This is a genomic window from Nocardiopsis oceani (assembly GCF_054777395.1).
The window spans coordinates 79,376-104,109 of the sequence record NZ_BAAHAR010000016.1; the positions used below are offsets into that span (position 1 = coordinate 79,376).

At 67.2% G+C, this 24,734-nt stretch carries 15 protein-coding genes; 6 read left to right on the forward strand and 9 right to left on the reverse strand.

Annotated elements, in window-relative coordinates; translation table 11 throughout:
- Genes ACYVDG_RS11395 through drmD form a run of 7 tightly spaced genes read right to left on the reverse strand, consistent with a single transcriptional unit; the run spans position 1 to position 17,421 of the window.
- Positions 1 to 1,674, reverse strand: a complete 1,674-nt coding sequence (locus ACYVDG_RS11395) for a serine/threonine-protein kinase (RefSeq protein WP_460749328.1) — start codon at positions 1,672 to 1,674, stop codon at positions 1 to 3.
- Positions 1,671 to 3,542 carry an N-6 DNA methylase gene (locus ACYVDG_RS11400; protein WP_460749330.1) on the reverse strand — a complete coding sequence of 624 codons (1,872 nt, stop codon included), beginning with the start codon at positions 3,540 to 3,542 and terminating at the stop codon, positions 1,671 to 1,673. The genes ACYVDG_RS11395 and ACYVDG_RS11400 overlap by 4 nt, the downstream gene beginning before the upstream one ends.
- On the reverse strand, positions 3,539 to 4,321 hold the full coding sequence (gene drmC, locus ACYVDG_RS11405) for a DISARM system phospholipase D-like protein DrmC (RefSeq protein WP_460749333.1): 783 nt from the start codon (positions 4,319 to 4,321) through the stop codon (positions 3,539 to 3,541). The genes ACYVDG_RS11400 and drmC overlap by 4 nt, the downstream gene beginning before the upstream one ends.
- On the reverse strand, positions 4,318 to 6,231 hold the full coding sequence (drmB, locus tag ACYVDG_RS11410; protein ID WP_460749335.1) for a DrmB family protein: 1,914 nt from the start codon (positions 6,229 to 6,231) through the stop codon (positions 4,318 to 4,320). The genes drmC and drmB overlap by 4 nt, the downstream gene beginning before the upstream one ends.
- Positions 6,231 to 10,139, reverse strand: coding sequence for a DISARM system helicase DrmA (gene drmA, locus ACYVDG_RS11415; RefSeq protein WP_460749338.1), 3,909 nt, complete (start codon positions 10,137 to 10,139; stop codon positions 6,231 to 6,233). The genes drmB and drmA overlap by 1 nt, the downstream gene beginning before the upstream one ends.
- Positions 10,139 to 14,275: an Eco57I restriction-modification methylase domain-containing protein gene (locus ACYVDG_RS11420; protein ID WP_460749340.1), complete on the reverse strand. Its 4,137-nt coding sequence runs from the start codon at positions 14,273 to 14,275 to the stop codon at positions 10,139 to 10,141. Before ACYVDG_RS11420 ends, drmA begins: the two co-directional genes overlap by 1 nt.
- A complete protein-coding gene (gene drmD / locus ACYVDG_RS11425; protein WP_460749342.1) occupies positions 14,272 to 17,421 on the reverse strand; it encodes a DISARM system SNF2-like helicase DrmD in 3,150 nt (1,049 codons plus the stop codon). Before drmD ends, ACYVDG_RS11420 begins: the two co-directional genes overlap by 4 nt.
- A gap of 439 nt (positions 17,422 to 17,860) precedes the next feature.
- Between drmD and ACYVDG_RS11430 the strand changes: the two genes are divergently transcribed.
- The 5 genes from ACYVDG_RS11430 to ACYVDG_RS11450 all read left to right on the forward strand — a co-directional run bounded on the left by ACYVDG_RS11430 (position 17,861) and on the right by ACYVDG_RS11450 (position 22,287).
- Positions 17,861 to 18,157, forward strand: coding sequence for a hypothetical protein (locus ACYVDG_RS11430; protein ID WP_460749344.1), 297 nt, complete (start codon positions 17,861 to 17,863; stop codon positions 18,155 to 18,157).
- 357 nt (positions 18,158 to 18,514) lie between these two features.
- Complete coding sequence (locus ACYVDG_RS11435; protein ID WP_460749346.1) at positions 18,515 to 19,747, forward strand: ATP-binding protein; 1,233 nt, start codon at positions 18,515 to 18,517, stop codon at positions 19,745 to 19,747.
- Positions 19,686 to 21,104 carry a DUF6414 family protein gene (locus ACYVDG_RS11440; RefSeq protein ID WP_460749348.1) on the forward strand — a complete coding sequence of 473 codons (1,419 nt, stop codon included), beginning with the start codon at positions 19,686 to 19,688 and terminating at the stop codon, positions 21,102 to 21,104. Before ACYVDG_RS11435 ends, ACYVDG_RS11440 begins: the two co-directional genes overlap by 62 nt.
- Before the next feature lie 170 nt (positions 21,105 to 21,274).
- A complete protein-coding gene (locus tag ACYVDG_RS11445) occupies positions 21,275 to 21,661 on the forward strand; it encodes a hypothetical protein (RefSeq protein ID WP_460749351.1) in 387 nt (128 codons plus the stop codon).
- 263 nt (positions 21,662 to 21,924) lie between these two features.
- Complete coding sequence (locus ACYVDG_RS11450; RefSeq protein ID WP_460749353.1) at positions 21,925 to 22,287, forward strand: hypothetical protein; 363 nt, start codon at positions 21,925 to 21,927, stop codon at positions 22,285 to 22,287.
- A gap of 285 nt (positions 22,288 to 22,572) precedes the next feature.
- Here ACYVDG_RS11450 and ACYVDG_RS11455 read toward each other — a convergent pair whose 3' ends face one another.
- Together ACYVDG_RS11455 and ACYVDG_RS11460 are read right to left on the reverse strand one after the other, a co-directional pair.
- A complete protein-coding gene (locus ACYVDG_RS11455; protein ID WP_460749356.1) occupies positions 22,573 to 22,782 on the reverse strand; it encodes a DUF397 domain-containing protein in 210 nt (69 codons plus the stop codon).
- A gap of 2 nt (positions 22,783 to 22,784) precedes the next feature.
- Positions 22,785 to 23,639, reverse strand: a complete 855-nt coding sequence (locus tag ACYVDG_RS11460; protein ID WP_460749359.1) for a helix-turn-helix domain-containing protein — start codon at positions 23,637 to 23,639, stop codon at positions 22,785 to 22,787.
- Between the two features lie 216 nt (positions 23,640 to 23,855).
- On the opposite strand from ACYVDG_RS11460, the gene ACYVDG_RS11465 reads away from it, so the two are divergent.
- The gene (locus ACYVDG_RS11465) at positions 23,856 to 24,671 is read left to right on the forward strand and encodes a helix-turn-helix domain-containing protein (protein WP_460749361.1); all 816 of its coding nucleotides are present in this window, start codon (positions 23,856 to 23,858) and stop codon (positions 24,669 to 24,671) included.
- Positions 24,672 to 24,734 lie beyond the last annotated feature (63 nt).

The window sequence follows — 24,734 nt, forward strand, 5'->3', positions numbered from 1 at the left end:
TCAGGCCCCGCTCTTGAGCAGCTCCTCGACCTGCTTGATGGTCGGGTGCGCTGGCCCGTGCAGCCGCACCAGGTCCGCCCGCAGGGACCGCAGGGTCTGCTCGGCCTCCTCCCGGCGGCCCGCGCCCAGCTCCAGCAGCCCGATCTGGCGGCGCAGCTCCAGCGGCCGGTGGTCGTCGGCCCCGAAGGCCGCCACCTCGTCCGCGAGGAGCTCGTTCAACGACTCCAGCGCGGTGGCGGTGTCCCCGCCCAGCGCCCGGCAGGTGGCGTCCTGCAGCCGACAACGGAACACCAGGCTGCGGTCGCTGTCGGGGTTCTTCCCCAGGTCCTCGGCGAGCCGGGCGTACAGGGGCCCGGCCTGGCGGAAGTCGCCGCCCTCGAAGAGCACGTTGGCCCACTCCACCCGCAGGTCCACCACCTCGGGGGCGGTGCGGCCGAACGCGGCCGTGGCCCCGGCCACCGCGTCGCGCAGGGTGTCGGAGGCCTGCCGGTAGCGGGAGGAGGCCACGAACTCGGATGCCTCACGGCGGGCCCGGTCGATGTCCGCCCGGCCGGGGCCCGTAGCGCCCGCACCTGATCCGCCCGTGGACGGCCCGCCAACAGAATCGCTCCCAGCCGCTCCGCTCGCAGCCGCCTCCGCCGCCGCCTCCGCCGCCGCCTCCGCCGCCGCCTCAGCCTCAGCCTCAGCCTCCGGCTCCGGCGCGGGCTCCCTGACCGGCCGGGAGGGCAGCGAACCGAACACCCGGGACAGCACCGCCCCGTACATGCGGTGCGGGTTGGGCAGCGACGGCGGGTCCAGCACCCCGGGGATGGGGTTGAGCTCGTCGGCGAACTCCACCAGCCCCTCGTACACCTGCACCGCGTCGACCGGCCGGTCCTCGGGGCGCTTCTCCAACAACGCGCCGACCAGCTCCGAGAGCTCCCCGGGCACGTCCGTGCGCACCGAGTGCACCCGGTGGGGGATCTCGGTGGCCTGCTTGGAGGCCACCGCGAAGGGGGTGGAGGCGCTGAACAGCCGCTGCCCGGTGAGCATCTCGTACAGGACGCAGCCCAGGGCGTACAGGTCGCTGCGGGCGGTGGCCATGCCCGCCATCAGCTGCTCCGGCGCCATGTACTCGGGCGTCCCCGGGGTGTGCCCGGTCCGGGTGATCTGCGACATGTCGGTGCGGTCCAGGGCCACGGCCAGCCCGAAGTCGAGCACCTTCACCGTGCCGTTGGGCTCCAGCATCAGGTTGCTGGGCTTGAGGTCCCGGTGCACCAGCGAGGCCCGGTGCGCGGCGGCCAGCACCGAGCACACCTGGGCACCGATCCCGGCGCTCCACCCCACGGTCAGCCGCTCCTGCTCGGCGATCAGGTCGCTGACGCTCACCCCGTGGATTCGCTGCATCACCAGGTAGGGGCGGCCGTTGTCGCTGCCGGCGTCGAACACCGACGGCACCCCGGGGTGCTGCAGTTCGGCGGTGATCCGGGATTCACGGACGAACCGCCGCACCATGGCCTGGCGTTCGGCCTCGTCGGTGTCGGAGGGGAAGCGCAGGAACTTGACCGCCACTTCGCGGGTGAGCCGCTTGTCGTGGCCCTCGTAGACCTCGCCCATCCCGCCGCGCCCCATGGGCACGGCGACGAGTTCGTACCGCCCGTCCAGGGTCCGCCGTCCCCGCGCCTGCTCGGTCATGCTTCCGCCCTCCGTGGCCGCACAGCGCCCTCCCGTAGTCCTCGGTCACCCAACTCTGCCAGCCGCGCGCCCAGCTCGGCGATGCGTTCGGTGATCTCGCGCTGCTCCTCCAGGTCGGCCCACACCCGCGTGTACGCGCGCTGTTCGGGCGGTGAGAGCGCCGGTATGCGGAGGGAGCGCAGGTCGGCGCGGCCGCTGGCGGTCCGCCCGGCCGCCACCGCCTCAGGGCGCACGGCCCGGGCCAGGAAGGCGGGGTCGATCCGGCCGGGGGCCGCGCGCACGGCCACCAGCCGCGGCCCCAGCACCGCTCCGGCCTCGCTCACCACCAGAACCGGGGCGTCGCGGACGGTTTCGGCCACCACCACGTCCCCCGTTTCGGTGGTGACCAGGCCCGGGGCCGACCGGCAGCGCCCGCCGGCGGGCCGTCCGGTGCGCAGGTCCTGGACGGTGAGCACGGGCAGGTCGCCGCCGTCGGCGGCGAGGGTGAGCGGGGCGCGCAGCAGCTCCAGGGCGCCCTCGTCCACCAGGGCGCCCAGGGTGGTCATCGGCGTCTCTGCGCCCTCCAGCGCCACCTCCGGCACCAGTTCCCGCGCCCGGGCCAGGGCGGCGCCCAGCTCCTCCAGCAGCGGGGTGTAGTGCACGTCGGCCCGGCCCCGGGTCGCCTCGGCCAGGTGCCGGCCGGGCCGCAGGTCCACCTCGTCGTCGACGAGGTCGGCGGCCTCCACCACCAGCGCCCGGGTCGCGTCCTCGGGCAGGGAACCTTGGAGGAAGTCCAGGTACAGGCGGAGCGATTCCTCCCGCTCCAGCGCCCCCGCCAGCAGCACCCGGTTCCGGGTCGGCGCGCCCTCACCCGTGCCCGTGCCTTCCAGGACCCAGACCTGCCGCCCGGCCTCGTCGGCGTCACCGGGCACCTCCAGCACGGCGCGCAGCGCACCGTCCCGCAGCAGGGCGGCCCGGATCCGGCGGCCCGCCGGACGGTAGGACACCGACGCGGGCACGGTCACCACCACGCGGCCGCCGGGCCGCACCCGGGACAGGCAGTGCTGCACCCACGCCAGCTCGCCCTCGCCCCGGGGCGGCAGTCCGAACGCCCACCGGGGGTCCTCGGCCAGCTCTTCGTGGCCCCAGTCGCGGTCCCGGAACGGCGGGTCGCACAGCACGGCGTCGGCGGGCTCGGCGTCCAGCGCCGGGTGCGGGGCGCGCAGGGTGTCGCCGACCGCCGTGACGTTCAGCGTCACCCGGTGGACCAGGCGCGCGGTGGCGATCGCAGCCGCGTCGGCGTCGCGTTCCTGGCCCAGGGTGGCCGCCGCCCCGCGCCGGGCGGCGGCCACCAGCAGTCCGCCGCCCCCGCACGCCGGGTCCAGCACGCGCTGCCCCGGCCCGACCTCGGCCAGGTCGGCCATCCAGGCCGCCAGGTCGGCGTCGGTCTCGGCCCGGCTGCGCAGCGCCGCCCACCGGGCCGCCAGCCGCTCGTACACCTCTTCCGGTGCGGCGGCGTCGAGCACCTGGTCGGCCAGGGCCGCCCACCCCTCGACCGGCGCCCCCGCCTCCCGGGGCACCTCACCGGTCAGCAGCCGCCCGGCATGGGCGAGGAACGCCGTCCGGCGCACGTCGGGCACCTCGGTGCGGACCCGCTGCCACAGCAGGTCGGCCCCGTCGGCCTCGAACTCCTTGCCGTGCTCGCGGCACCAGTCGCGGATCTCCTCCAGCCCGAACAGCGGCCGGTCGGCCGATCCGCCCACGGGCGCCGGGAAGTCGTCGAACCGGCGCCGCCAGTTGCTCACCGCGGGTCGGCGCACCCCGGCCAGCCGGGCGATGTCGGCCGAACCCACCAGGGCCTGTGCGGTGTCTCTTGCACCCTCGCTCATCGTTCACCCCCGGGCCGGAGCGGCTCCAGTTCGCCCTGGGCCCGCAGCTCGGCCACGTGTTCGGCCACCCGTACCGGCGCCGTGCCTCCCCGCACCAGCAGACCGGCCTCGATGCTGCGGTCCACCCCGCTCTGCGTCAGGTTGGCGCTGGAGACCAGCAGCGACCGGCGGTCGGCCACGGCGAGCTTGGCGTGGCTGCGGGCGTACCGGTTCGGGCGGTGCGCGGTCGGCCAGTGCCACAGCCGCACCCCCTCCACGCCCGCGAAGGCGTCGGCCGGTTCGCGGTCGCCGAGCGTGCCGTGGGCCCCCTCCGCGGTCTCCAGGACCACCGACACCGACACCCCGCGCCGGGCCGCCTGGGTCAGCGCCCCGCGCACCCGCCGGTGCCGGGTGGCCGAGTAGGTCATCAGGACGAGTTCGCGGTCGGCGCCCTCGATCAGCTCCACCAGCACCTGGGCGGTGGCCCGCACCGGCACCGCGTGGGTGCTCGGGCCGGTCCACACCGTCTCCACCGTCACCGCCTCCGAGGCGCCCGCGTGCCCGGCGGCCAGTCCGCGCAGGAACGCCGCCGCCTCGGCGGGCGGTACCCCCTCCTGGGCGGCGGCGGCCAGCACCGGTGCCACCGTGTCGCGGTCGCGCACGGCGCGCAGCACGGCTTGGCCGGGCCAGCCCTGGGCCAGCCGGGAGGCGACGGCGCGCAGCCCGGCCGCGCCGAGGGACGGCGCGGCCGCGGCGGCGGCCGTTTCGAAAGGGGACGCGTCAGCGGGGATGTGGGTCACAACGCTTCAGGGTAGAGGGCCAGGTCCTTTCCGCCGACCGGCACCACGAACCTGCGGTCCAGGAACCGGTTGCCGCGCTCACACGTGGTCTCGGAGACGAACAGGCACACGTGGCAGGCGGCCCCGTGCAGGAAGTCCGCCTGCGCCTGGGGCAGGCGTTCGGCGCACAGGGGGTCCGAGGAGCACCGCTTCGCCTCGGACAGGGCCCGCCGCACCAGCCGGGTCAGCTTCTCCGGTTCGGCCTGGGACACCAGCCCGCCCAGAGTGCCCTCGGCATCGGGCACGGCCGTGTAGATGAGGATCCCGGCCTGCGGGTCGGCCTCGTCCCCGCCGGCGTAGATGCGCTCGGACAGGCTCGCCGAGTTGTACCCGCACTCCAGCGCGATCGTCCGGATCAGCAGGTGCGACAGGGTGTGCAGGGCGATGTAGCGCTCTCCCGGCCAGTACTTCATCGTCTCCAACCCGCTCTTGCGGTGCTCCGGTACCCGGTTGGAGCGGAACACGGCGTAGGCGTCCCGGTGCAGCTGCATCTCCTCGGAGGTGCTCACCCGCTTCTCCCAGGCCACCAGCAGGTCTTCGGGCACGCGCAGGAACATCCCCTCGCCGCGCACCTCGCTGGCCGGGAGCCACTCGGGCTCGAGCTTCGACAGCGGGGCCGAGGTCACCAGGGAGGGGTCGTCGGGGTCGGGGGCCTCCAGCCGGGTGAACCCGGTCAGCACCCGCACCTCGCGCAGCCGCTCCACCTGGAGGACGTCGCCGAAGTGGCCGCGCAGCGGTTCCGGCACCCCTTCGGGGGCGCGGCGCACCGCGAAGTCGTCGGTGGTCTCCACCTGCTCTGCGGCGGCGAACACCTTCCACTCGGGGGTGCGCAGGTCCGGGTTGCCCCGCGGCTCGTCCTCCTCGGCGGCGCCGTTCTCCTTGCGCGCCCGCACCTTGGCGACCGCCGCCGCCAGGGTGGCGTCGTCCCACTTCTCGAAGTGGCGCAGGGCGGGCACGGTGTTGCGCGCGTACACCAGGAACGCGGGGTCCGGCGGCAGGGCCGCGAACGCCTGGTCCCAGTGCTGTTCCACCAGCGCCGTCAGCTCGTCGGCGCCCGCGGGCGGCAGCGCCAGCGCGGACAGGATCTCCGAGAACCACTGGTTGGAGGCGCCCAGCACCAGCACCCGCGGACCCTCGTCGCAGCCGCCCTCCTCGAACCGGCGCAGGTGCGGGTGGCGGCCCCGGCAGCGCGGCAGGTTCTCCCGCCCCCGCTCACCGCTGGCCTCGCGCAGGTTGCGCGACTCCCCGCAGCTGATGCAGGTGAGTTCCACGTTGGCGCCGATGTTGCCGCCCCGGTCGTCCATCCGCAGCCGCGGGTGGCTGGCCTTCGGGCAGTCCTCGCCCCGGTGCACGAAGTGCCGGTAGGGGAACTCGTCCAGGTGGCCGCCCGCGCAGGCCAGCACGAACCGGGCCGGGACCGCCAGGGGTTTGCGCCCCCGGTGGGCCCCGGTGTTGTGCGTGAACCGCGCCTCGTGCGGGCGGCGCGGGTTGGAGTTCTCGAAGGCGAAGGCGTCCGAGTCCAGCTGCCCGAGCTCGTGGCATGTGGTGCACCGGAACCAGTCCGGGAAGGGCAGGGTGGGCACCCCCACCTTGGAGGCCACCCCGCCCGGGTCGCGCTCCAGCCCCTCGGTCCACGGCGCGGGCCGCAGCTCGGTCACCTTGCGGTTGCGCTTGTTCTCCCGCACCGCCTTCAGCAGCCGCGGCTCGTCGATGCGCTCCCAGCCGTGCGCGTTGGTGTAGTTCCAGTCGTCCACGCCGCGCACCAGCACCGCGAAGTTGGGCAGGTCCACCAGGGCGCCCACGCCGCTGGTGAACATCAGGTGGCTGGGCCGGACCGCGCCGACCCGGCGCCGGTAGTTGGTGTCCCTCATCAGCGGCGGGCCTTCCCCTTCGCGGACCCGGACACGACCGAGTCACCCATCTCGTCACCCTCGTCTGCCCCGTCGGCGTGGTCGCCGTCGGCCTTCGGCGGAGCGAACGACCACGCGGGTACCCCGCCCGACGCGTCGTACAGGTCGCCGCCGCCGGGCACCAGGAGGTTGATCTCGTTCTCGGTCTCGCGCATGGACATCCCGACCGTGGTGCCCGACCACGGGCCCTCGCCGGGCTTGTGCAGCAGCCCGCGCAGCTGCTGTTTGGCCTCGGTGGAGCGCTCGTACCCCAGCCGCGCCGACCCCTCCTTGCCGTTCTTCCAGATGTCGCGCAGCACCTTGATCCGCTCGGCCAGGTACGCGCGGCCGCGCGGGCCGTCGACGTTCTCGGCGCGCTGCAGCATCCGCGCCACGATCTCCGCCACCTCGGGCCCGTCCAGGTCCACGTCGTGCGCGTCGGCGTTGCGCGAGTGCTCCTGGGACGCGTTGCGCACGGCGGCCACGAACATCGCCGCCGTGCCCCGGTCCAGGGAGCGCCGGGTGAACGGGGTGACGCTGAGCGCCTCCACCTGCCGGTAGAAGGTGGCGTGGTAGTAGCCGAAGTCCTCGTAGTGGGCGAGGTCGCGCGGGCGGGTCCAGTTGTACAGGGTCATCACCAGGCCGGGGCGCTTGGCGTCCCGGCCGACCCGGGAGGACGCCTGGATGTACTCGGCGGTGTTCTTGGGCTGGCCGGTCACCACCATCAGCCCGAACCGGGACACGTCCACGCCCACCTGCAGCATGGACGTGGCCAGCACGGCGTCCACCGGCGCGTTCCGTTCGCGCCGCCGGGCGGTGGCCTGGTGCAGGACCACCTGGTCGGCGGAGGAGCGCCCGGCCGCCTTGATGAAGGCGTTCAGTTCCGCGCCGGTGGCCTTGCGCCGGGCGCTGGTGTCGATCTCGGGGTCGAAGCCCTGCTCCAGCCGCTTGAGGACCTCGCTGATGTCCGCCGAGGAGATGCGCGAGGTCAGCTCCTGCACGGTGAACATGCCGGTCGGGCCGAGCCGTTCGGCCAACCCCTTGCTCCGGCCGTGTTTGCGCACCCGCACCGTGATGTCGTCGTCCATGTACCGGCGCATGCCCGCCAGCTCGCGGGTGGCGTTGAAGTACCCGACCATGGTCATGTACGGGTCGGCGGCCTCACCGTAGGTGTCGAACATCTGCTGGCCGGCCAGCATGACGATCTCCGCCAGCCGGATCTCCGCGGACTTGAGCCGCACCCCGTGCGCGCACACCCCCATGTACCGGCGGCCCGGGTTCTCCTCGGTGATGGGGACCTGGGCGGAGAAGAAGGTGTCGGTCACCTCGGTGACCTGCGGCGGGAAGATCCGCAGGTCCCGGCCGAACACGCCGCGCACCTGGTCCTCGGCGCGCTTGGTGGTGGCGGTGGAGGCCACGATCTTCGGGGAGGTGCGCCTGCCGGACGGGGTGGTCCAGGAGGTGAGTTCGTCCACCGCCGACTCGAACAGCCCCACGGTGGTGCCCAGGGCGCCCGAGATCAGGTGCAGCTCGTCCTGGATGATCAGGTCCGGCGGGCGCAGCCGCGGCACCGGCCGGCTGTTCACCTTGGGGAGCTTGCCCTTGGCGTTGTGCCGGGCCGCGCACCCGGTCCTGGAGTCCAGGTCGGCGTGCCGGAACCCGTGCCGGGGGCAGTACTCGCCCACCCGCCCGAACAGCATCCCCGCGAACCCCCGCCAGGGCAGCTGGGCCAGCTTGTCCACGGTGGCGATGACCAGGCTGGGGACGTACCGGTAGATCTCCTCGTCCACGGTGAGGATCGGCAGGCCCTCGGGGGAGAGCGTCCGGGAGAACGGGCAGGCGTGGGCGCCCTCGGCGTTGGCACAGTGCAGCAGCACCCGGCGGTTCTCCGGGCGCGCCTCCAGGTTCTGGTGGGCGTTGAGTTTCGCCCCGCACCAGGGGCACGACAGCGTCTGCAGCACGTTGGCGCGCTCGCCGCGACCGGCCTCGCGGGCCTCGCTGATCTGCTTCTCCGCCTCGTCGAACCAGTTGGGGGAGACCCCGCCGCCCACCCACAGGCCGATCCGGAAGGGCTCCTCGCCCCAGGTCTCCGGGTCCTCGCGGCGCGCCATTTCTGCCGCGCACACCAGCGCGGCGGCCCGCTGGAACTGCTGGGCGGTGAGCAGCCGCAGGGTGTAGCGCATCAGCACCGCCACCCCGGCCAGCCCGCTGCGGGCGTCCTCGCCGGAGCCGACGATGCCCTGCAGGCGGCGGATCGCGAACGTGTAGGCGGTCAGCCCCAGGTAGGCCTCGGTCTTACCGCCACCGGTGGGGAAGAACAGCAGGTCGACGGTGGCGGAGGCGGCCGCGGCCCGCTCGTCGTGGTCGGGGTCGGTGATCGAGGGCAGGTTGAGCAGCACGAACGCCAACTGGAAGGGGCGCCAGGAGGCGGCACCGGCCCCGCGCCCGCGCACCTTGCGCTCGGCCTCGGCGTAGGACACCTCGGGGTCCTCGCGCAGCTGGGCGATCTGGGTGTGGCGGCGCTGGTCGGCCATGGTCCGGTTGGCGAACCGGAAGGCCTTCAGCGCCTCATCGTGGCGGGGGTGTGCGGGGTCGGCGAGCAGGCCGATCCCGGACCGGATGCGCTCGGCCGCCTGCTTGGCCTGGAACACGGCGGTCGCGGCGGTCTCGCGAAGCGCCTCGGGCAGGTTCGGGATGTTGGCTTCCCGCTCGGCCAGCCAGGCGGCGTAGCCGTCGGCGAGCGGGGCCAGCCCGGTGCCCAGCGCGGCCGGTTCGGCGGCGGCCAGGGCGTCCATGGACAGCTCGGTGTCGGCCAGCGCCGAGCCCGCGCCCACGTCCGCGGTGGTGGCGGGCACGTCGTGGTGGGGCAGCCAGGTGGTGGTCAGCCGGTGGGCCCGCCGGGCGCCCGGGGCGGCCTCGGCGTCCACGGCGATGTTGCGCCCGTCGGCGTACTTGAGCTGGTCGCGGTAGAGCAGGCGCAGGTGCAGGTCTTCGTACTCGTCGGTGACGGGTGCGGTGTCCTCGAGCGGGTCGTCGACCGGCAGGAAGACGGGGGAGTGGCCGTCCGGGGCGGTGACGGCGAGCCGCGCCTGGAAGAGCCACCGGGTGTCGCCGTTGGGGGTGACGGGTTCGCGGTTGTTGACCAGGGTGATCTCGACCGTGCGGAGGCCTTCGCGGGGGCGGACGGTGACGTTCAGGTACACCGAGGGGGTGCGATGGTCGGGGTCGGTGAGCCCGACCCGGAAGTCGGTGTCCTCGTCGAGCCGGATCTTCCGGGGGTACTCCTTGGGCTCGCGCGCCCAGGCGGAGGTCTGGCGGCCCTCGTCGTCGAGGCTGCTGGCCTTGGCGTACTGGCCCCAGGTGGCGGTGACGTGGACGGCGGTGACGTCCGAGGGCACGGTGAAGGCCAGTCCCATGGTGGAGGCCCACAGGTGGCCCATGTTCTGCGCGGTGACCACCTCGGGGAGTTCCCCGGAGTTCTCGCCCTTGGCGTCCCCGGCGGCGCCGTTCTCGGTGTCGAGGACCTCGTCGGCGGCGTCCCGGGAGGACTTGGGGGGTTGGTGGCGGGGGCCGAGCATCCCGACCAGGTAGCGCTCACGCGGGCCGGAGGAGCGGATGGGGAGGCTTTCGGTCTCGCCCTCCCAGGGGCCGAGGAGGTCGCTCTGGATGAGTTCTTGGAGCTCGCCCCGGATCTGGAAGGAAGAGGCGTCCTCGAACTGCTGGGGCTCGCCGAGAGAAGCGATCAGCTCTGCCTGGCGGCGGGAGCGGAGTTCTTCCTTGGAGAGTTTGTGGGCGGGGGTTTGGGGGGTGGGCTTGGTGGAGTCCTTGCCGGAGGTATTGAGGGACTGCTGTTCCCCGTTGGGGTTGGGGAAGAGGCTGTCGTCAGACATCAGAAGAGCGTCCCTTCCTGGGAAGCGGCGGCCTTGCGCTTGCCCTTCTTGTCGTGGAGACCTTGCGCGACTTCTTCGGCGTAGCGCTCGTGGTTCAGTTCGAGCAGGCTGTCGAGGACCTCGCGCTGAGCGGCCGGGCCGATGGTGTATCGGGTCTCGCGACCCACCTTGTGGAACCCGTGATCGAGCCCTCCGACGGCCTCGATGCGCTCTTCCCAGCCGTAGGCGCGGATAGTGGCCTCGTCGATCGCGCGGTGGATGGCGCGTAGTTCCTCGATGTCCGGGTCCGTGCACTCGGGATCGAAGACCAGGTTGTAGGTCTTCGTGAGCCCAGTGTTGCGCGAAAGCATCACATCCCGGCGGTAGGTGTCGAGATGGTCGCCGAGTTCGCGGAGTGCATTGGTGAGTTCGGGCATCGCGAACGTTTCGAACACGTCCGAGGGGGTGTAGCGGAGATCAGTTTTCATGGACGATCCACGCGACTTAGCCCACCAATAGTGGGGAGCGCTTGACAACAGTGCCAGCATAGCTGTGTCATCGCTTGCAAAAACCCCGAGCATGTGAGAGAAAACCTGATTAGTTGACACAATAGTTGGCATTGCGGTTTTGCTCACCAGCGCAATGGCGATTGCCTGATCAAGACCTGAGATCGCCGATCGTAGTCCAGGGGCTAGTCCCTCGTACTGCCACCATTTTTCTCGAGTTGACCTTTTGTAGTCCGGAAGCTTGTCCCGCCCTGGCTTCACTAGCTCGCGAATTCGCCCGAGGCATTCGTTGAATTGTTCGGCTTCTTCGATGGGCCAGTCTCGGAAGTCGATGACCCATCGGCTCGCTGAAAGGTCGGGCCTTGTATTGAGGTCTTGTCCGTTTATGTATTTTCCTATAACCTTCTCATTGTTGGGATTGGAGGTTATAAGTTTGGTCTTTTCTCCGAAGTCGAGTGTGAATCCAATTCCGTTGATGAAGTTGCCAATGAAGGCAAATTTTTGGTTTGAAGAAAGTCGGTTCGACTTTCCTGTTGTTCGGGACACTGCCTGCAAGGAGGAGGTGATTCCTGAAGCGGGAATTCCGTCCGCCAGTAGTTTGACTCGCTTGCTTACTTCACTTCGACTGCTCCAAACGGCACAATACTCGAGTGCTGCACTCTTTGAGGGCCAGGGTTTGCTCTTGACGGCCTTCCGAATGGTCACTCCGTCCGCAGTGATTTGATCCAGGCCAACTTCGCGTGTGTCTCCTTGGGCCAGAGTGTTGGTTGCGATCAGTCCCGTTTGGCCCGATTTGTTGAGAACTTGGTGTGCCTGCAGAGTAAAATAGGCAATCAAGTCTGCATTGCCCTTGGTTCCGTGAGCAATGGATTCCACCAGATGTTCGCGATATGAATTACCCATGGGGCCACTTATTTTTTTCCCCCCCAGGAATGGAGGGTTTCCAATTATTGCGTCGAATCCATTTTTTTCGAACGCCTCGGGGAATACCAGTGGCCAGTGTAGAGGCTGGCGCTCGAAGGCGCCCTCAGGGCGATCGGTGTCCAGCCACTCCTTGGCCATTGAAAGAGCCTGAGCTTCATTGTGGTCCAGGTTGCTCGCTAGCTCCACCGCTTCAGACGAACCCTGGTTCAGTCCTCGTTCACCCTTGGTCGCATTGGCCAGCGCCGCACCCACGGTCAGATCAGCCAGCAGCTTCAGCCGACCGGTCTCCAACTCCGTTTCGCCCAGCACCGTACGCTTGCGGTTCAGGCCTTCCAGTGTGGTGCCATCAATCTCGGTGAGTTCGCGGCGGCTCTCCGCAACACGGCCCATCAACTCCCGAATTCCGGACGTGAAGTCGATGAGCGCGTTGTCTTCGCCATGCAGCTTGCGGCCCTTCTTCGGGTCCATGTGCATGTACTCGATCTGCTCCAGAGACGTGATCCCCAGCAGCGAGTCCCCAGCAGCCAACTTGTCGTCCAGGAAGGTGAAGGGCCGCTGCGGGTCCATCGACACCAGCCACAGCGACAGCTTCGCCATCTCCACAGCCATCGAGTTAATGTCCACCCCGTACAGGCAGTGCTCGATCACCTGCCGCCGCGCCTCGATGACGACCGGGTCGTCGTCCTCGCGCAGTCCGTCACCAGCCGTCTCGTAACCCTCAACCCGCGGGTCTCCCTCGGCCGTCCACGCCTCGATCAGCCGGTCGCCCAGGTAGCGCGCCGCAGCCACCAGGAACGCCGCCGAGCCCATCGCGATGTCGGCGACCTTCAGCTCCAGGATCTGGCGGCTGCTCTTGAGCTTGCACTCACCGGTGTCGGCGGTCTGCAACGGCCCCGGCTCGTAGACCAGCGGCTCCAGCGCACCTTCCACCACTTCTTCGGCGAGGAACCTCGGGGTGTAGTGGGTACCCGTGTTCTTCCGCAGTGCCGACTCGGTGACGTACAGCTCTCCGGACCGGACCAGCATCGGGAGGCCGCGCAGGTCGGTGCGGATGATCCGGTAGAACGGCAGCAGCCGCTCCGCCAGTTCCATCTCTCCCCTCGGCACCACACCGCGCAGCTGCTTGCGGGCCTCCTCCTGCTCCTCCCTGGACAGCGGGGCCAGCGCCTTGGCCAGCTTCTTCGGGGTGCCGATCCCGGAGGCCTTGTACTTGTCGGCCAGCGTCTTGGCGAGCTCCTCGACGTCGGTGGTCCCGGCGGCCAGCTCCTCCAGCTCGCGCAGCGCCACCTCCTCCTCGGCGCCCTCCTTGCCGACCAGCCCGACCACCAACTCACCGGCACGGAAACCGTCGAAGGACAGCAGACCCTCGTACACGTAACCGATCTGCTCCACGTCCAGCGCGCGGAAGGACAGCTTGCGCGGCTCGCGCTTGCGCCCCCGCCCGACCTGGACGTACTGCACGGACTTGAGCATGTGCAGCACGGTGCGGTCGTCGATGTCCAGCGGCAACCAGGGGAAGGTCTCCGGGTTGAACAGCGAGCCGTCGTGGGCGTGCATGCGCAGGCGCGGGTGGTCCACACCGTGGTAGACCGCGTTGAACAGGGCGATCAGCCGGTGCCAGCCCTCGCTGCTGTTCTCCAGGTCCTGCTCGGTGCCCTCGCGCACCCGGTCCCGCAGCTCGTCGTAGAGCTTCCCGGCCGAGTAGGAGCGCGCGTACAGGTCGTTGTCGGAGGGCAGCAGGCCGCGTTCCTCGGCGAAGAGCAGGAACACCACCCGCATCATCACCGACACCGCGCCCCGGTACACCTCGTGGGCGTCGACGTGGCTCAGCCCGCGCTCGCCGCGACCCCGGGCCCGGGTGTCGGCGCGGCCGATCGCGGAGACCAACAGCTCCACTGCCTGGCGGACCTGGACGCCGAGCGCCTCGGTGACCTCTTCCTGGGAGTCCATGCTCTTGGCGAGCAGCTTGACCAGGGTCTCGTCGTCGCGCACCTGGAAGAAGCGGCGCCGGTTGAGCAGCGAGTGGAAGGCGTAGAGCACGTCGCGCTCGGCCTGGTCGGGCCAGAGCACCGCGTCGAAGACCACCGTGGTGGTCACCCCGCCGCGCGGGGCCCACACCAGCACCCACCAGCGGCCGTCGGTGGCCAGGCCCAGCTCCACCCCGTGGTGTCGGCACAGCTTGGCCAGCCGGTCCACCGGTGCGGCCGACCAGGACTCGCCCTTGACCCGGGCGGTGGGGACCTGTCCGGCCGGGAGCACCAGGCCCAGCAGCCGGACGCTGTCGGCCTTCACCTCACCGGGCCCGCCCTCCGGACCGCCACCGGCTTCGGCCCCAGCACTGGCGCTGGCTCCAGCACTGGCCCCGGCATCGGCGGCGGCGTCCGGGGTGGTGAGCACGAACGACGGCGTCACGGCCGTGTCGTGCTCGGCCACCTCCATGGCCAGCGGCTCCAGGCCCCCGGTGCGCAGGGTGTCCTGCCAGCCCAGCAGGTCGCCGAGCACGTACCGCACCCAGGCGTCCTGCCCGCCGGTCACGTCGCGCTGCCAGCGGGCGTGCGCCCTGCGCAAATCGGCCCGCTGCTCCGAGTGCAGCGGCTCCAAGCCGTTGGGCCACTCGTCCAGCAGGACGGGCAGGGTCAGGAACGGCCCGTCCACCTCCACCAGGTCCAGCCAGTTGCGGTGCTGTTCGGCGCTGTCGCGCCCCGAACGGCGCTGGGTGTTGCTCATCGGGTGGCCTCCTTGCGCGGAACGACGAAGACGACGGCGACGGGGAAACGGTGCGGGGCCGGGTCGGCGTAGCGGGCCGTGACGGCCGCCAGCTCCCGGTCGCGCTCGGCGGCCAGGGACTCCAGCCTCCGTTTCCAGTTCTCGCGGTCCTTCCGGTACTGTTCGCGCTCTTCCTTGGTCTTGGCGGTGACGTCCACTTGGCTGAACAGGGCGTTCTCGTCGTCGTCCTTGTCCAGCTCGTGGCGGAGGGTGTCGGCGAACTGGTCCAACACCGAGGTCACACGCTTACGCTCGTTGTCCTCGCGCTGGCGCAGCCGGTTCTCCAGCGCCTCGGTACGGGTGTCGGCCCGCCACTCGATGGCCCGTTCCAGGCCCGAGCGGCCGCCGGCCCGCTCCCAGCGTTCACACACCCGGGTCCACACGGCGTCCGAGAGCGGCATGCCGCCGTCCAGGGCCCGGTTGAGGACGCCGCCCAGGGTGGTGAGGTTCTCCAACCGGCGGAACCGGCCGGTCTGCGGCAGCCAGCCGCCCGCGTGCAGGACCTCCTCGTGCAGGCGCAGCCCGTCCGCGCCCACCAGCACGAACCGGGTGTAGGCGCCCACCAGGACGTCCTCCAGCTCCGGGTCGTCGCTGACCACCGCGGTGACCCGGTTCAGGCCCAGGTTCTCGTTGGACACGGCCGCGCGCAGCAGCCCGGTGGACATCGACACCAGCGGGTGGTTGAGGTGGGCCAGCACCACGTCGTCGCGGCCCTTGGCGACCTGCGCGTCGAAGGCGACCGGCAGCTGGCGGGGGACGGCGCCCTTGGCCGCCTTCTCCGGCAGCTTCTCGGTGAGGCCGGCCGAGGCCCGCACCCAGGAGTCGGAGAAGGACGGCACGTCGTACAGCCCGTCGGCGGCCTCCTTCTCGTCCAGGTGGGGGCGGAGCGAGGGCTGGTTGGCCAGGTCCAGGGCGGTGTCCACCACCCGCTTGACCCGGTCGGGGGTGATGGCCAGGTGCTCCACGGTCTCGTCCAGCCGCTGGCGCAGGCGGCGCACCTGGTCGCGGATGTTGCTCTCGGCGGCCAGGCCGTCCTTGGACTTGGCCTTGGCGGTCTCGGCGTCCAGGTCGGTGCTCTGGCCCAGCATGCGGCGCTGCACGGCGTCGGACATCACCGCGTTGACCGACCCCAGGTCCTCCTCCATGCGGGCGACCTTGGTGGCCACCCGGGACAGGAACTCCAGGTCGGCCTCGAAGGAGTCGACGGCGTCCTCCCAGCCGGTGCCCACGAAGTGCCGGATCTGGGGCACCTCGGTCTGCCCGTACCGGTCGATGCGGCCGATGCGCTGTTCCAGCTTGTTGGGGTTGAACGGGATGTCGTAGTTGATCAGCCGGTGGCAGTGCCGCTGCAGGTCGATGCCCTCGCTGGCGGCGTCGGTGGCGATGAGGATGCGCACCTTGTGCTCGGAGGGGTCCTTCTGGAAGGCCAGGCGCAGCGACTCGCGGTCGTCGGTGTTCATCGCGCCGTTGAGCAGCTCCAGGCGGCCGTCACCGGCCAGGCCCTCCTGCCGGAGCAGACCCTCCAGCCACGCCTGGGTGTCGCGGTACTCGGTGAAGACCACCACCCGCTCGTTGGTCCAGTGCTTGCCGTCCGGCTTGCAGACGGCGGTGAGCTCCTTGATGAGCTCGCGGGCCTTGGTGTCGGGCTGGGCCTCGTGCGCTTCGGCCCACTCCAACATCTGCCCCAGCAGGGACTCTTCCGTCTGGTCGGCTTCCGGCTGGAGCGGGCCGCTGCGGTCCAGCGCCTCGTCCTCGGCTTCGGCCAGTTCCTCGTCGTCGAAGGTGGCGGTCTCGTCCCACCAGTCGTCGATCCAGTCCTCTTCGGCCTCGTCGAAGGGGAGTGCGCCGCTGTCCCGGGAGCGCAGGGTCTCCCGGTAGACCTGCACGGTGTGCCGGAACGCGGCCGGGCTGGAGAACAGGCGCTTCTTTAGCAGCAGCGTCACCAGGTCCGTGGCGCGCTTGCCCTTGCCGGTGGTGAGCTTGCGGCGGCGCAGCTCGGCGAAGTCCTTGAGCAGCGCGTGGATCTCCCGTTCGGTCTCCGGATAGGTCACCGGGATGGCGCGGGCGTCGCGCTTGCGGAAGACCGGGTTGCCGTCGGCGTCGGTGATCTGGGTTTTGAGCCGGCGCACCACGGTCTCCTCGACCGCGTTCGGGCTCGGCGGGACGCCCCGGGCGAACCGCTGGTCGTCCAGGATCTCCAGCAGAGCCGTGAACGACTGCTGGTAGCCGTTGTGCGGGGTGGCCGACAGGAACAGCCGGTGGGTGAAGTGCGGGGCCAGGCGGCGCATCAGCTTGGTCTGCTGGGAGTCGACCGCGTACACCTGCTTGGGAGCGGAAGGGGCCACGTGGTGGGCCTCGTCCAGGATGAGGAGGTCGAAGGTGCGCGGGTAGCTCGGGCCGCCGGTGGGCAGCACCTCGTCCAGCAGCCGCTGGGCCTTGGCGCCGCGCAGCCACGGCAGGCTCACGATGGTGAGCGGGTGCACCTTGAACGGGTTGGCGGCGCTGCCGTACTCGCGGCGCACCTGGGCGGCGGTCTCGGAGTTGACGACGGCGAAGTCCAGGCCGAACTTCTCGGCCATCTCGTCCTTCCACTTCACCGTCAGACCGGCCGGGCACACGATCATGATCCGCTGGGTGCGGTTGCGCAGCAGTAGTTCCTGCGCGACCAGCCCGGCCTCGATCGTCTTGCCCAGGCCCACGTCGTCGGCGAGGAGGAGGTTCACCCGCGGGGCGCCGACCGCACGGGAGACCGGTTCGAGCTGGTAGTCCTCGATCGCCACCCCGGACCGGAAGGGTGCCTGCAGGTTGCGCACGTCCGCGGAGGTGACCGCCGACCAGCGCACGGCGTCCAGGAAGGCGGCGAGCTGCTCGGGCGCGTCCAGCCCGCCCGCGGCGATCTCGGGGAGCGCGCCCTCGGGGAGGGTCTGCCGTCCGGCCTCGATCTCCCAGAGCACGTCCAGGGTCTGGCCGTAGCGGCCCTCCTCGACGCTCTGGAGGCTGACCATGGTGGCGCCGTCGCTGGGATCGACCGCGCTGACCACCCACTTCTGTCTGCGTACGCGGACCAGTGAGCCCGGTTGGGGGAGTTCGTCGGTCGTGGCTGGCATCGTTGGGCTACCTCGTGCCTGTTCGGAGGGCTGCCCGAGCACCGCGGAGCGGCTCCGGAGCCCGGGGGATCGCCTGGCTTAGGGATAACGCTAGAGCCGACGGGGTGTTTCGTCGATCAACCTGATGTTAGTGTTAACCAGGTTCACACGCAAGGCGTGTAGGTTGTGCCCAACGCCCGACACCATCGGGCCCGCGAACCAGGACGGCGCGCACCGCCGCGCGGTTTACCCAGTGTGACAACCACCTAAGACAACGGGGCAAGGTCCCGAGCGACATCCCCGCCAGGGGAGCGGACTACCCCCAAAAACCTCCGCGCGCGTCTTGTCCTTCACCACATTGGCGCAGGGAGGTGTCCAAGGCTTTCGAAACCCCGTGCCCCATGGTTTCCCGCCGCCCAGAGGGGTCAACGCCACCGCATCTCTAGGAAGCGCGCATCCCATGAACGAGCAGCAGCTGCGCCAACGGATCATCATCGCCCTGATCTCGGTGCTCGGCGTGATGGCCGTCCTCGCCGCCACCCTCACGATCGCCCTCGGCGGATCACAGGGGGACAGCTACACCCGTATGGAGTTCCGTGCCTACTGGGCCGGGCTGCCGAACGCTGAGCAGGAAACCCTTTGCCAAGTCGTGCAGGAGGAGGGCGCTCGCCCGACGGCGCGCCTCATGGTCATTGTGGTTGATGACCCCCACCTCGACGTCGACACCGTGGTCAGCGAGCTCGAACGGGTCTGCTAACCCCTTTGGGGGTTTTGTCGGGCCGTGAGATCAGATTGTTAACCAGATTCACAGCGCATAGGGTAGGTTATGCCCAATGCCCGACAGCGTCGGGCCTGAGAACCAGGACGGCCCTCGCGGCTTTCTGGTTGACCCGGTGCGAACTTAGGCGGAGAGGCTAGGGCAAAGATCCTGATCAGTGCGTTGCGGTCTTTTCCTGGACATAAATGACACAGCGGCACATGGTCCGGTAAATCTACCCCGAGCGACGTTGAGAAAAAGCTTCTATTGGCGCCCTTCGAGTTGGCCTTGAAAGATTAAAAAGATAAATTTCGGCATTAAGAATTGAGGTATTCAATGTGTTCGACAGGAGGGGAATTGGAAGATTACGACGATGGCTACCTGGTGAAAGTCATTTTTGTAATAGGCGATGGAAAAGGTTATTTGGGGCGCACCTCATCCGGGGGTATTGTTAGGTTTTCTGCTGGATCTCAGGCAAATCTGGGCGCAGGTGACGTAATATTCGTTTCTCATTCTAATAGGTGGGAAGTACTGCCGGATGCGGCCTGGCCGGAGATTCCCGAACTGGCAGTTGTTCGTCGCCTGTTGGATGATGGTGTGGTTGTAGAAGTCGGTGCTAGCATGCGCCTTTTGCTGGGCGAGGCATCGGTTGATGTCAAAGTCGGGAATACCGTTGTATTCGACGATACAGACGGAATCACCCGGGTTATTAGCGAGACACCTATAAGGTTTCGGGACGTCGGATTTGATGAAGATGACCTTAATGGATTTCTCGTTGATTCTAATGATTCTGATAAGTCACAAACATTTGAAAACTCATTCGGTGGTTATCGCGAAGTTCGTGAGCGTGCTAAAGAATTAATCGAGACGCAGTTCGTTCGACGGGGCGACCTGAAGAAAATCGGCGTACGTCCGGTTAAAGGCGTGATTTTTACAGGTCCACCTGGAACTGGAAAGACGCATCTGGCTCGCATCATTGCGAATGAATCGAATGCCACCTTATTTCTTGTGAGTGGCCCGTCAATTGTGAGTAAATGGGTCGGCGATAGTGAAGATACGCTTCGTCGTATTTTCGAAGCTGCCAATAAAGAAAACAAGGCGCTCATATTCTTTGATGAAATTGATAGTATTGCAGAGAAGCGAAGTAGTGAATCCAATGAAGCTTCTAAGCGTCTGGTTGCGCAGTTGCTGACACTCCTTGATGGTTTTGATGAAGAGTCAGGAAATGTTGTAGTTATTGCTGCCACTAATCGTATCGGTGATGTTGATGAGGCTTTGCTACGTCCTGGCCGATTCGATTGGGAGATTTCGTTTAACTTGCCTACCCTCCGAGACCGATGTGAGATTTTGAGGGTAGGAGCGTATCGTCTGGAAACTGAGGGTTATTTGCCGATCGAGGAAGTTGCTTATTTAACCGAAGGTTGGTCTGCGGCTCGTTTGTCGTCGATTTGGACCGAAGCGGGCCTGGTTGCGGCAGGTGATGGTAGAAAAGCGGTCTCAGAAGAAGATCTAGTACTCGCTTTCGAGCGTGTTAGAACTCGACCGGATCGGAACGGAAATTCTACAACGGAGGGCGAAAGTGAAAACTAGTCGTGGGTGGAAAAATTGGCTTTCGGGGCGGGCAAGGAAGCGTGCCGTTGGTGGGGTCCCTGAAAGCCGACCGTTGCGAGAGTTTATTTACCTTGATGAAGTGAGCCTGCGTAGTTTGCTGGTGTCCCAGAATGACACGATTCTCGAAGGTGTGTCACGCGCTATATCTGACGCAGAAGAAGGGGAACTTAATGGAAGAGTGTCCGCTGGGGTAGCCACAGTGGGGAAGGCAGAAATTGAATCTCGGTATAAGACGAGCAATTCAAGCACAGTACAGACTTCACGCAAGGCAGTGGTGCAAACCCTTTTTAAGGAGCTGCGCGACGACAAAAATCTCGACTACGCGCTGGTGGTTCGCAATGGGAAACCTAAAAAATTAGTATCAGATGAAGAGTTTCCTGGATCGGACAACTCTGGCTATATTGTTCCAGCCGTTCAATTTGAGAGGGGAGCATTGGTTGAGATTGAAGTGATTCTAGATGTCGATCCGGTATTTAAAATGGGCACTCTCTTCTCTGAATTTCTTTCTATGGCGGAAGAGTATCCTGCCATGTTGGGGAAAGTTGGTAGCAAGGATCAGAAATTCTTGGAGGAAGCCCAACCTGTAAACAAGGTGCTGCAGCGGCTTCTTGCCGGCTTGATCCCTATTCGCGCTAAGGCTCTTAATTACTCTGTGGTGACCGTGAAAGGGGTAGAGTATGTTGTCCATAATGAAGCGGTCGCTGATCTCGAAATGGAAAAGCGTCCGCTGGAGGTAGTGGGAGTCACAGAGCATTTGGGATACTGGAAGGATATCCGGAGAGTGCTGTTTTCTTCTGGGAAATTTACCGTTCTCTGTCGAGTGTCTCGTGATGGTCTGCAAAGAACGTGGACTCCAGTCAAACTGGCCGATCTTTTTGGCGACGTGGCACCCTCGCTCGTGGAACAGATAAATGCGGCAAGTTATTTTGGGAAAAGCGCAGTTGACGAATCTTCGAAGGATGATAAAAACCACGGGGCCCTGGCTAAGGCGCTGGTTTCCTATAAAAATAAATTGTTGGTGGCATCAGGGGTAGACTCTAATGTTGAAATTGAACTTGGTCACATAATATCCAAAGCAGATTCAGAAGCTCCATCAGCAACCTTGCAAAGAAGTGCATTTAGGAATGTAAGGAAAGCTGTGGAAGACGCTGGTGTGCGCTCTCTTCCTAGTGAGGACGCAGACCTCCTTCTTCGGAAGGAAGCGAGAGATGAAGTGGGCATTTCACTTTTTCCATCCCTGGAATCCAAGCCAGTGCCAAGTCGCGATCAAAGGGAAAATAATTCTACAGAGGAAGACCGCTTGCTTGATGTTGAAGTAGTGGCAATTTATTGGTGACCTCTGGTCAGGAATTATGAAGTATTGGAGATCGCCCAGAAGGCAGTGCTTCAGTGGTTGCCATGACTAGGCTGGTAGTGCCTTTGGGTTCGGGATCGTGCCGGTGGGGGAGTCCGCGGCGATCAGTGCTGTGGTGGAGCACGCGATGGGCCAGGGCGCGACCGTGGGGGGTGAACGCCAGCAAGACCGTGCGCATGGTCATCACCGAAGAGGGCACCGAGGACCCGAAGATCCAGAAGGCGATCGAAGGCGGGCACCGGGTGGTGACCCCGGTCCAGGCCTGGGAGGTGCTGAAGTCGGCGTCCCACCAGGCCGACGGGAACCTTTTCGAGGACGGTTCCAGCGCGCGGATGGCAGCGCAGGTGGGTTCTGGGAAGCGGCGTCGGCAGAACTCTGCTGAAGACTCCGGTACCTGGTTGACGTGCTGGTGGCCCCGCGAGCTCACCGAGCGCGAGTACCACCGGGAGTTTTTGGCGCCCCATAAGCACCAGGGCGGCGCGTGGCGAGAGCCGGGCGGAGCGGGGCCCGCAGCGGATCACGGTCACTCTCCCCGCTGAGGCCCGAAAGAAGAGCGGCGGCTGCGCGGGCGCGGTGCTGCTCTTCATGGCGACCGGGGCGACGGCCACGACAGCAGTCTCAGGATTTCTGCCCGTTTGAACGGATGCCAGTGCTTCCACCCCTGAACGAGGAGCGAAAGACCATGATCGAGAACCAAGCGCGCACGTGCGGACGCCCGACAAAGTCCGGGCGCCCCTGCAAAGTCCGTGTCCACGGATCGGACGTTGCCTGCGGTATCCACTCCACTGAGCAGGACCGGGCTGTGGCCGAGGCGTACCGGCGTGGTTACGAGGAAGGGCGAGAGTCTGGCGCCAGGTACTCCAAAGAATCCTCCAAGATCCAGATCGCATCGCTGGAAAGGGAGGTCAAGGAACTCCGCCAGCGACTCGACAAGGCAACGCGGATCTATGAGGTCGGAGGGGACCAAGTCGTGGATACCGGAGGTTACGCCTATCGGTGGAGTGGCGAGACACCACTTGAAGTCGGTGACCGCGTCCTCTTGCCCGAGAACTACGTCAGCCGAATGAAGCACGGCCCTGGACCGGTGGAGGCGGTCGTCCACACTTTGGGTACGACCTACCAAGGCCCTCTTGCGTTCGTTCTCCGTAGGTTGGATCGGGAGTAGAACGAACTCCGACTGCGCTGCATGTCGAAGGCATCGCTTCGCTGGCCAGATACCAGGTGTTCTCGTTCCCTCATGCGTGCCGAGCTGGACGCACTCTTCTTTCATACCCGGATGGCAGAGGCAGGGATCTCGCTCGCCAACCCCCTGATCGACGGCGGAACTTCACCGCCATCCTCACCTCGCGTCCCGGGCATCGCCCCCGGCACACTTCACCCTGATCTGCTGAGCACGAAGCCCCGCCTGCTATCTCACAGCAGGCGGGGTCGGACGTGTCTTTACGAGGGTCTAACGCAAGTCGTCCCGAGCTGTTCCGAGAAAGGCCTGCCACTCGTTGGCGTCGAAGAAGAGCGCGCCGAGTTCGCGGTTCTGTGTATCCTGCATGCCGATACGGTCCGTCAGGTCGGCGACTTCCACGCATTCGCCGTGCGAGCCGCTGTAGGTGCTCTTGAACCACTGCCCACGCGATGGGCGCTCGTGGGTTGCTTTGGATCTCATGTTCATCCTTCTGGCGTTTCGAATTTTCGCAGGTGCTGCGTGAGGAGGTCGCTGGTCTGAGGCGTGTTCGCTGCTGCTGCTCGGAGGTGATCTAGCATTGCCCGGTGTGCTCCGACCTCCCGTGGGTGGTCCAACAGCAGGTTTCTCGTATGGGCTTCAATGTAGACCGCCTGCAGGGGAGGGCTGTCTACTTCCAGATGCACGAATGAGCCAGTCTGCAAAGCAACGTGCGCGCCTGCTGAGTGCGGCAGGACTTGTAGATCAACCCGTGGGTGCTGCGCCATCTGCAGCAGGTGTTCCACCTGTTCAGACATCGTGGCAGCGCCACCTATGTGCTTCTCCAAGGCAGCTTGGTCGATGATGGCCCATAGCAGGGTGTCCCCTTGCTCCCATTCCTCTTGTCGCTTGAGGCGAACCTGGAGAATGCTGTCGATCTCTTCGGCGGTGGACCTGGGGTGTCCAGCCTTGAGGATGGCTCGCGCGTAACGCTCGGTCTGAAGCAGGCCCGGTACGAGACGGTCCTGATACGTGGCTATCTGGGTAGCGACGCGCTCAAGATCGATGTACTGCCCGTAAGCCTTTGCTACCTGTGCATCGTGCCACCAGGACGGTGCAGCAGCATCAGTGCGTAGCTGGACAAGCCGCTCGGTCTCGTGTTCCGGCGTCTCGAAGTGGGCGAGCACCTTGCGAAGCTGCTTCTCTCTGGGCACTGTTTCGCCACCCTCCCACCGCACGAGTGTGCTCGCGTCGATGTCGAGCTCCTTCGCGAGCTGGCGTTGGGGCGTCCGGCCACGCAGGGCAGCAAGGGTCTGCGCGAGCTGCCACTGGGCGATCGTCGGGCTTTCCTTTGACGACATGGGTTAAGCGTCCCGCTCTTCCTTGAACTACACAACTCGGACATGCAATGCAATACCGCAAAGCATATTGCAATGCATACACGCATTGTGCTTGAGTGTAGTTGAGCTCGAACGGACGGCACACACTCGATGTGCGGTTCAACTTCGTCTGGAGGCGTCATGGCCGAACGTTGTCAGGGGCGAGGGCAGCCCGAGGGAAGCGTTAAGAATGCGCATGTGGCTGGTTGGGAGGGGTTCGGGGCGCGGGTGTGGTCCGCTCGCCGGGAGCTTGCCCTCTCACCCGGTGACCTTGCGGTGCAGGTCTACGTCACCGTCGAGATGCTCCACGCGATCGAATCCGGCGCCCTCGACCCGGGGCGTCACGTGGCTCAGGACCTGGACCGGGCTCTCAACACCGGCGGCGAGCTCTGGGACGCCTGGGCCGGCACCCACTTGGCCACCCTCCTCCAGGGCCGCGTCACCATCACCGACGCGCTCCCCGAAGCCTTCCAGGTCCGCGCCTTCGCGCCCCTGGTCCTGCCGGACACCTACCTCACCGACGCCTACGCCACCGCGCTCCACCGGGCCGAACGCCCGATGGCCTCCGCCGCTCTGGACGAGGACCGCCCGCACCTGTCCCGACTCCTGCCCACCTCCGGCGGCGCCCCCTACCAGTGCCTGGTCGTCGACGAAGGCGCGCTCACCCGCACCCTCGCCTGCCCCGACACCACCCGCGCCCAGCTTCTGCACCTGCACCGGCTCGCCCAGTCCGACCGCATCACCATCCACCTCATCCCGACCGGCACCCCCTACCACCCCGGCCTGCGCGGCGCCTTCTGGACGCTGGCCTACTCCCCGGCCCACACGCTCGTCTACACCCCGCACCCCTGTGGCCCCGGCCACCTGATCAGCGAGGCCACCACCGTCAAGGCCTACACCGACCTGTTCGCCACCCTCCAAGGTGTGGCCCTGTCGGCCGACGATTCCCTGCACCGCATCACCGAGATCGCCGCGCGCGTGCCCACGCCTGAGCGCCGCGCGCTCCACACCTGAGAACCAGGCCCGGACATGAGAAAGCTCTGGCGGGTGTTACCAGCACCCCCAGAGCAGGCCGAC

What these genes read in the sequence shown, in the direction of transcription:
- ACYVDG_RS11395 (WP_460749328.1), bottom strand. Translation starts at nt 1,674, where the DNA reads ATGACCGAGCAGGCGCGGGGACGGCGGACCCTGGACGGGCGGTACGAA.
- ACYVDG_RS11400 (WP_460749330.1), bottom strand. Translation starts at nt 3,542, where the DNA reads ATGAGCGAGGGTGCAAGAGACACCGCACAGGCCCTGGTGGGTTCGGCC.
- drmB (WP_460749335.1), bottom strand. Translation starts at nt 6,231, where the DNA reads ATGAGGGACACCAACTACCGGCGCCGGGTCGGCGCGGTCCGGCCCAGC.
- drmA (WP_460749338.1), bottom strand. Translation starts at nt 10,139, where the DNA reads ATGTCTGACGACAGCCTCTTCCCCAACCCCAACGGGGAACAGCAGTCC.
- ACYVDG_RS11420 (WP_460749340.1), bottom strand. Translation starts at nt 14,275, where the DNA reads ATGAGCAACACCCAGCGCCGTTCGGGGCGCGACAGCGCCGAACAGCAC.
- drmD (WP_460749342.1), bottom strand. Translation starts at nt 17,421, where the DNA reads ATGCCAGCCACGACCGACGAACTCCCCCAACCGGGCTCACTGGTCCGC.
- ACYVDG_RS11430 (WP_460749344.1), top strand. Translation starts at nt 17,861, where the DNA reads ATGAACGAGCAGCAGCTGCGCCAACGGATCATCATCGCCCTGATCTCG.
- ACYVDG_RS11455 (WP_460749356.1), bottom strand. Translation starts at nt 22,782, where the DNA reads ATGAGATCCAAAGCAACCCACGAGCGCCCATCGCGTGGGCAGTGGTTC.
- ACYVDG_RS11460 (WP_460749359.1), bottom strand. Translation starts at nt 23,639, where the DNA reads ATGTCGTCAAAGGAAAGCCCGACGATCGCCCAGTGGCAGCTCGCGCAG.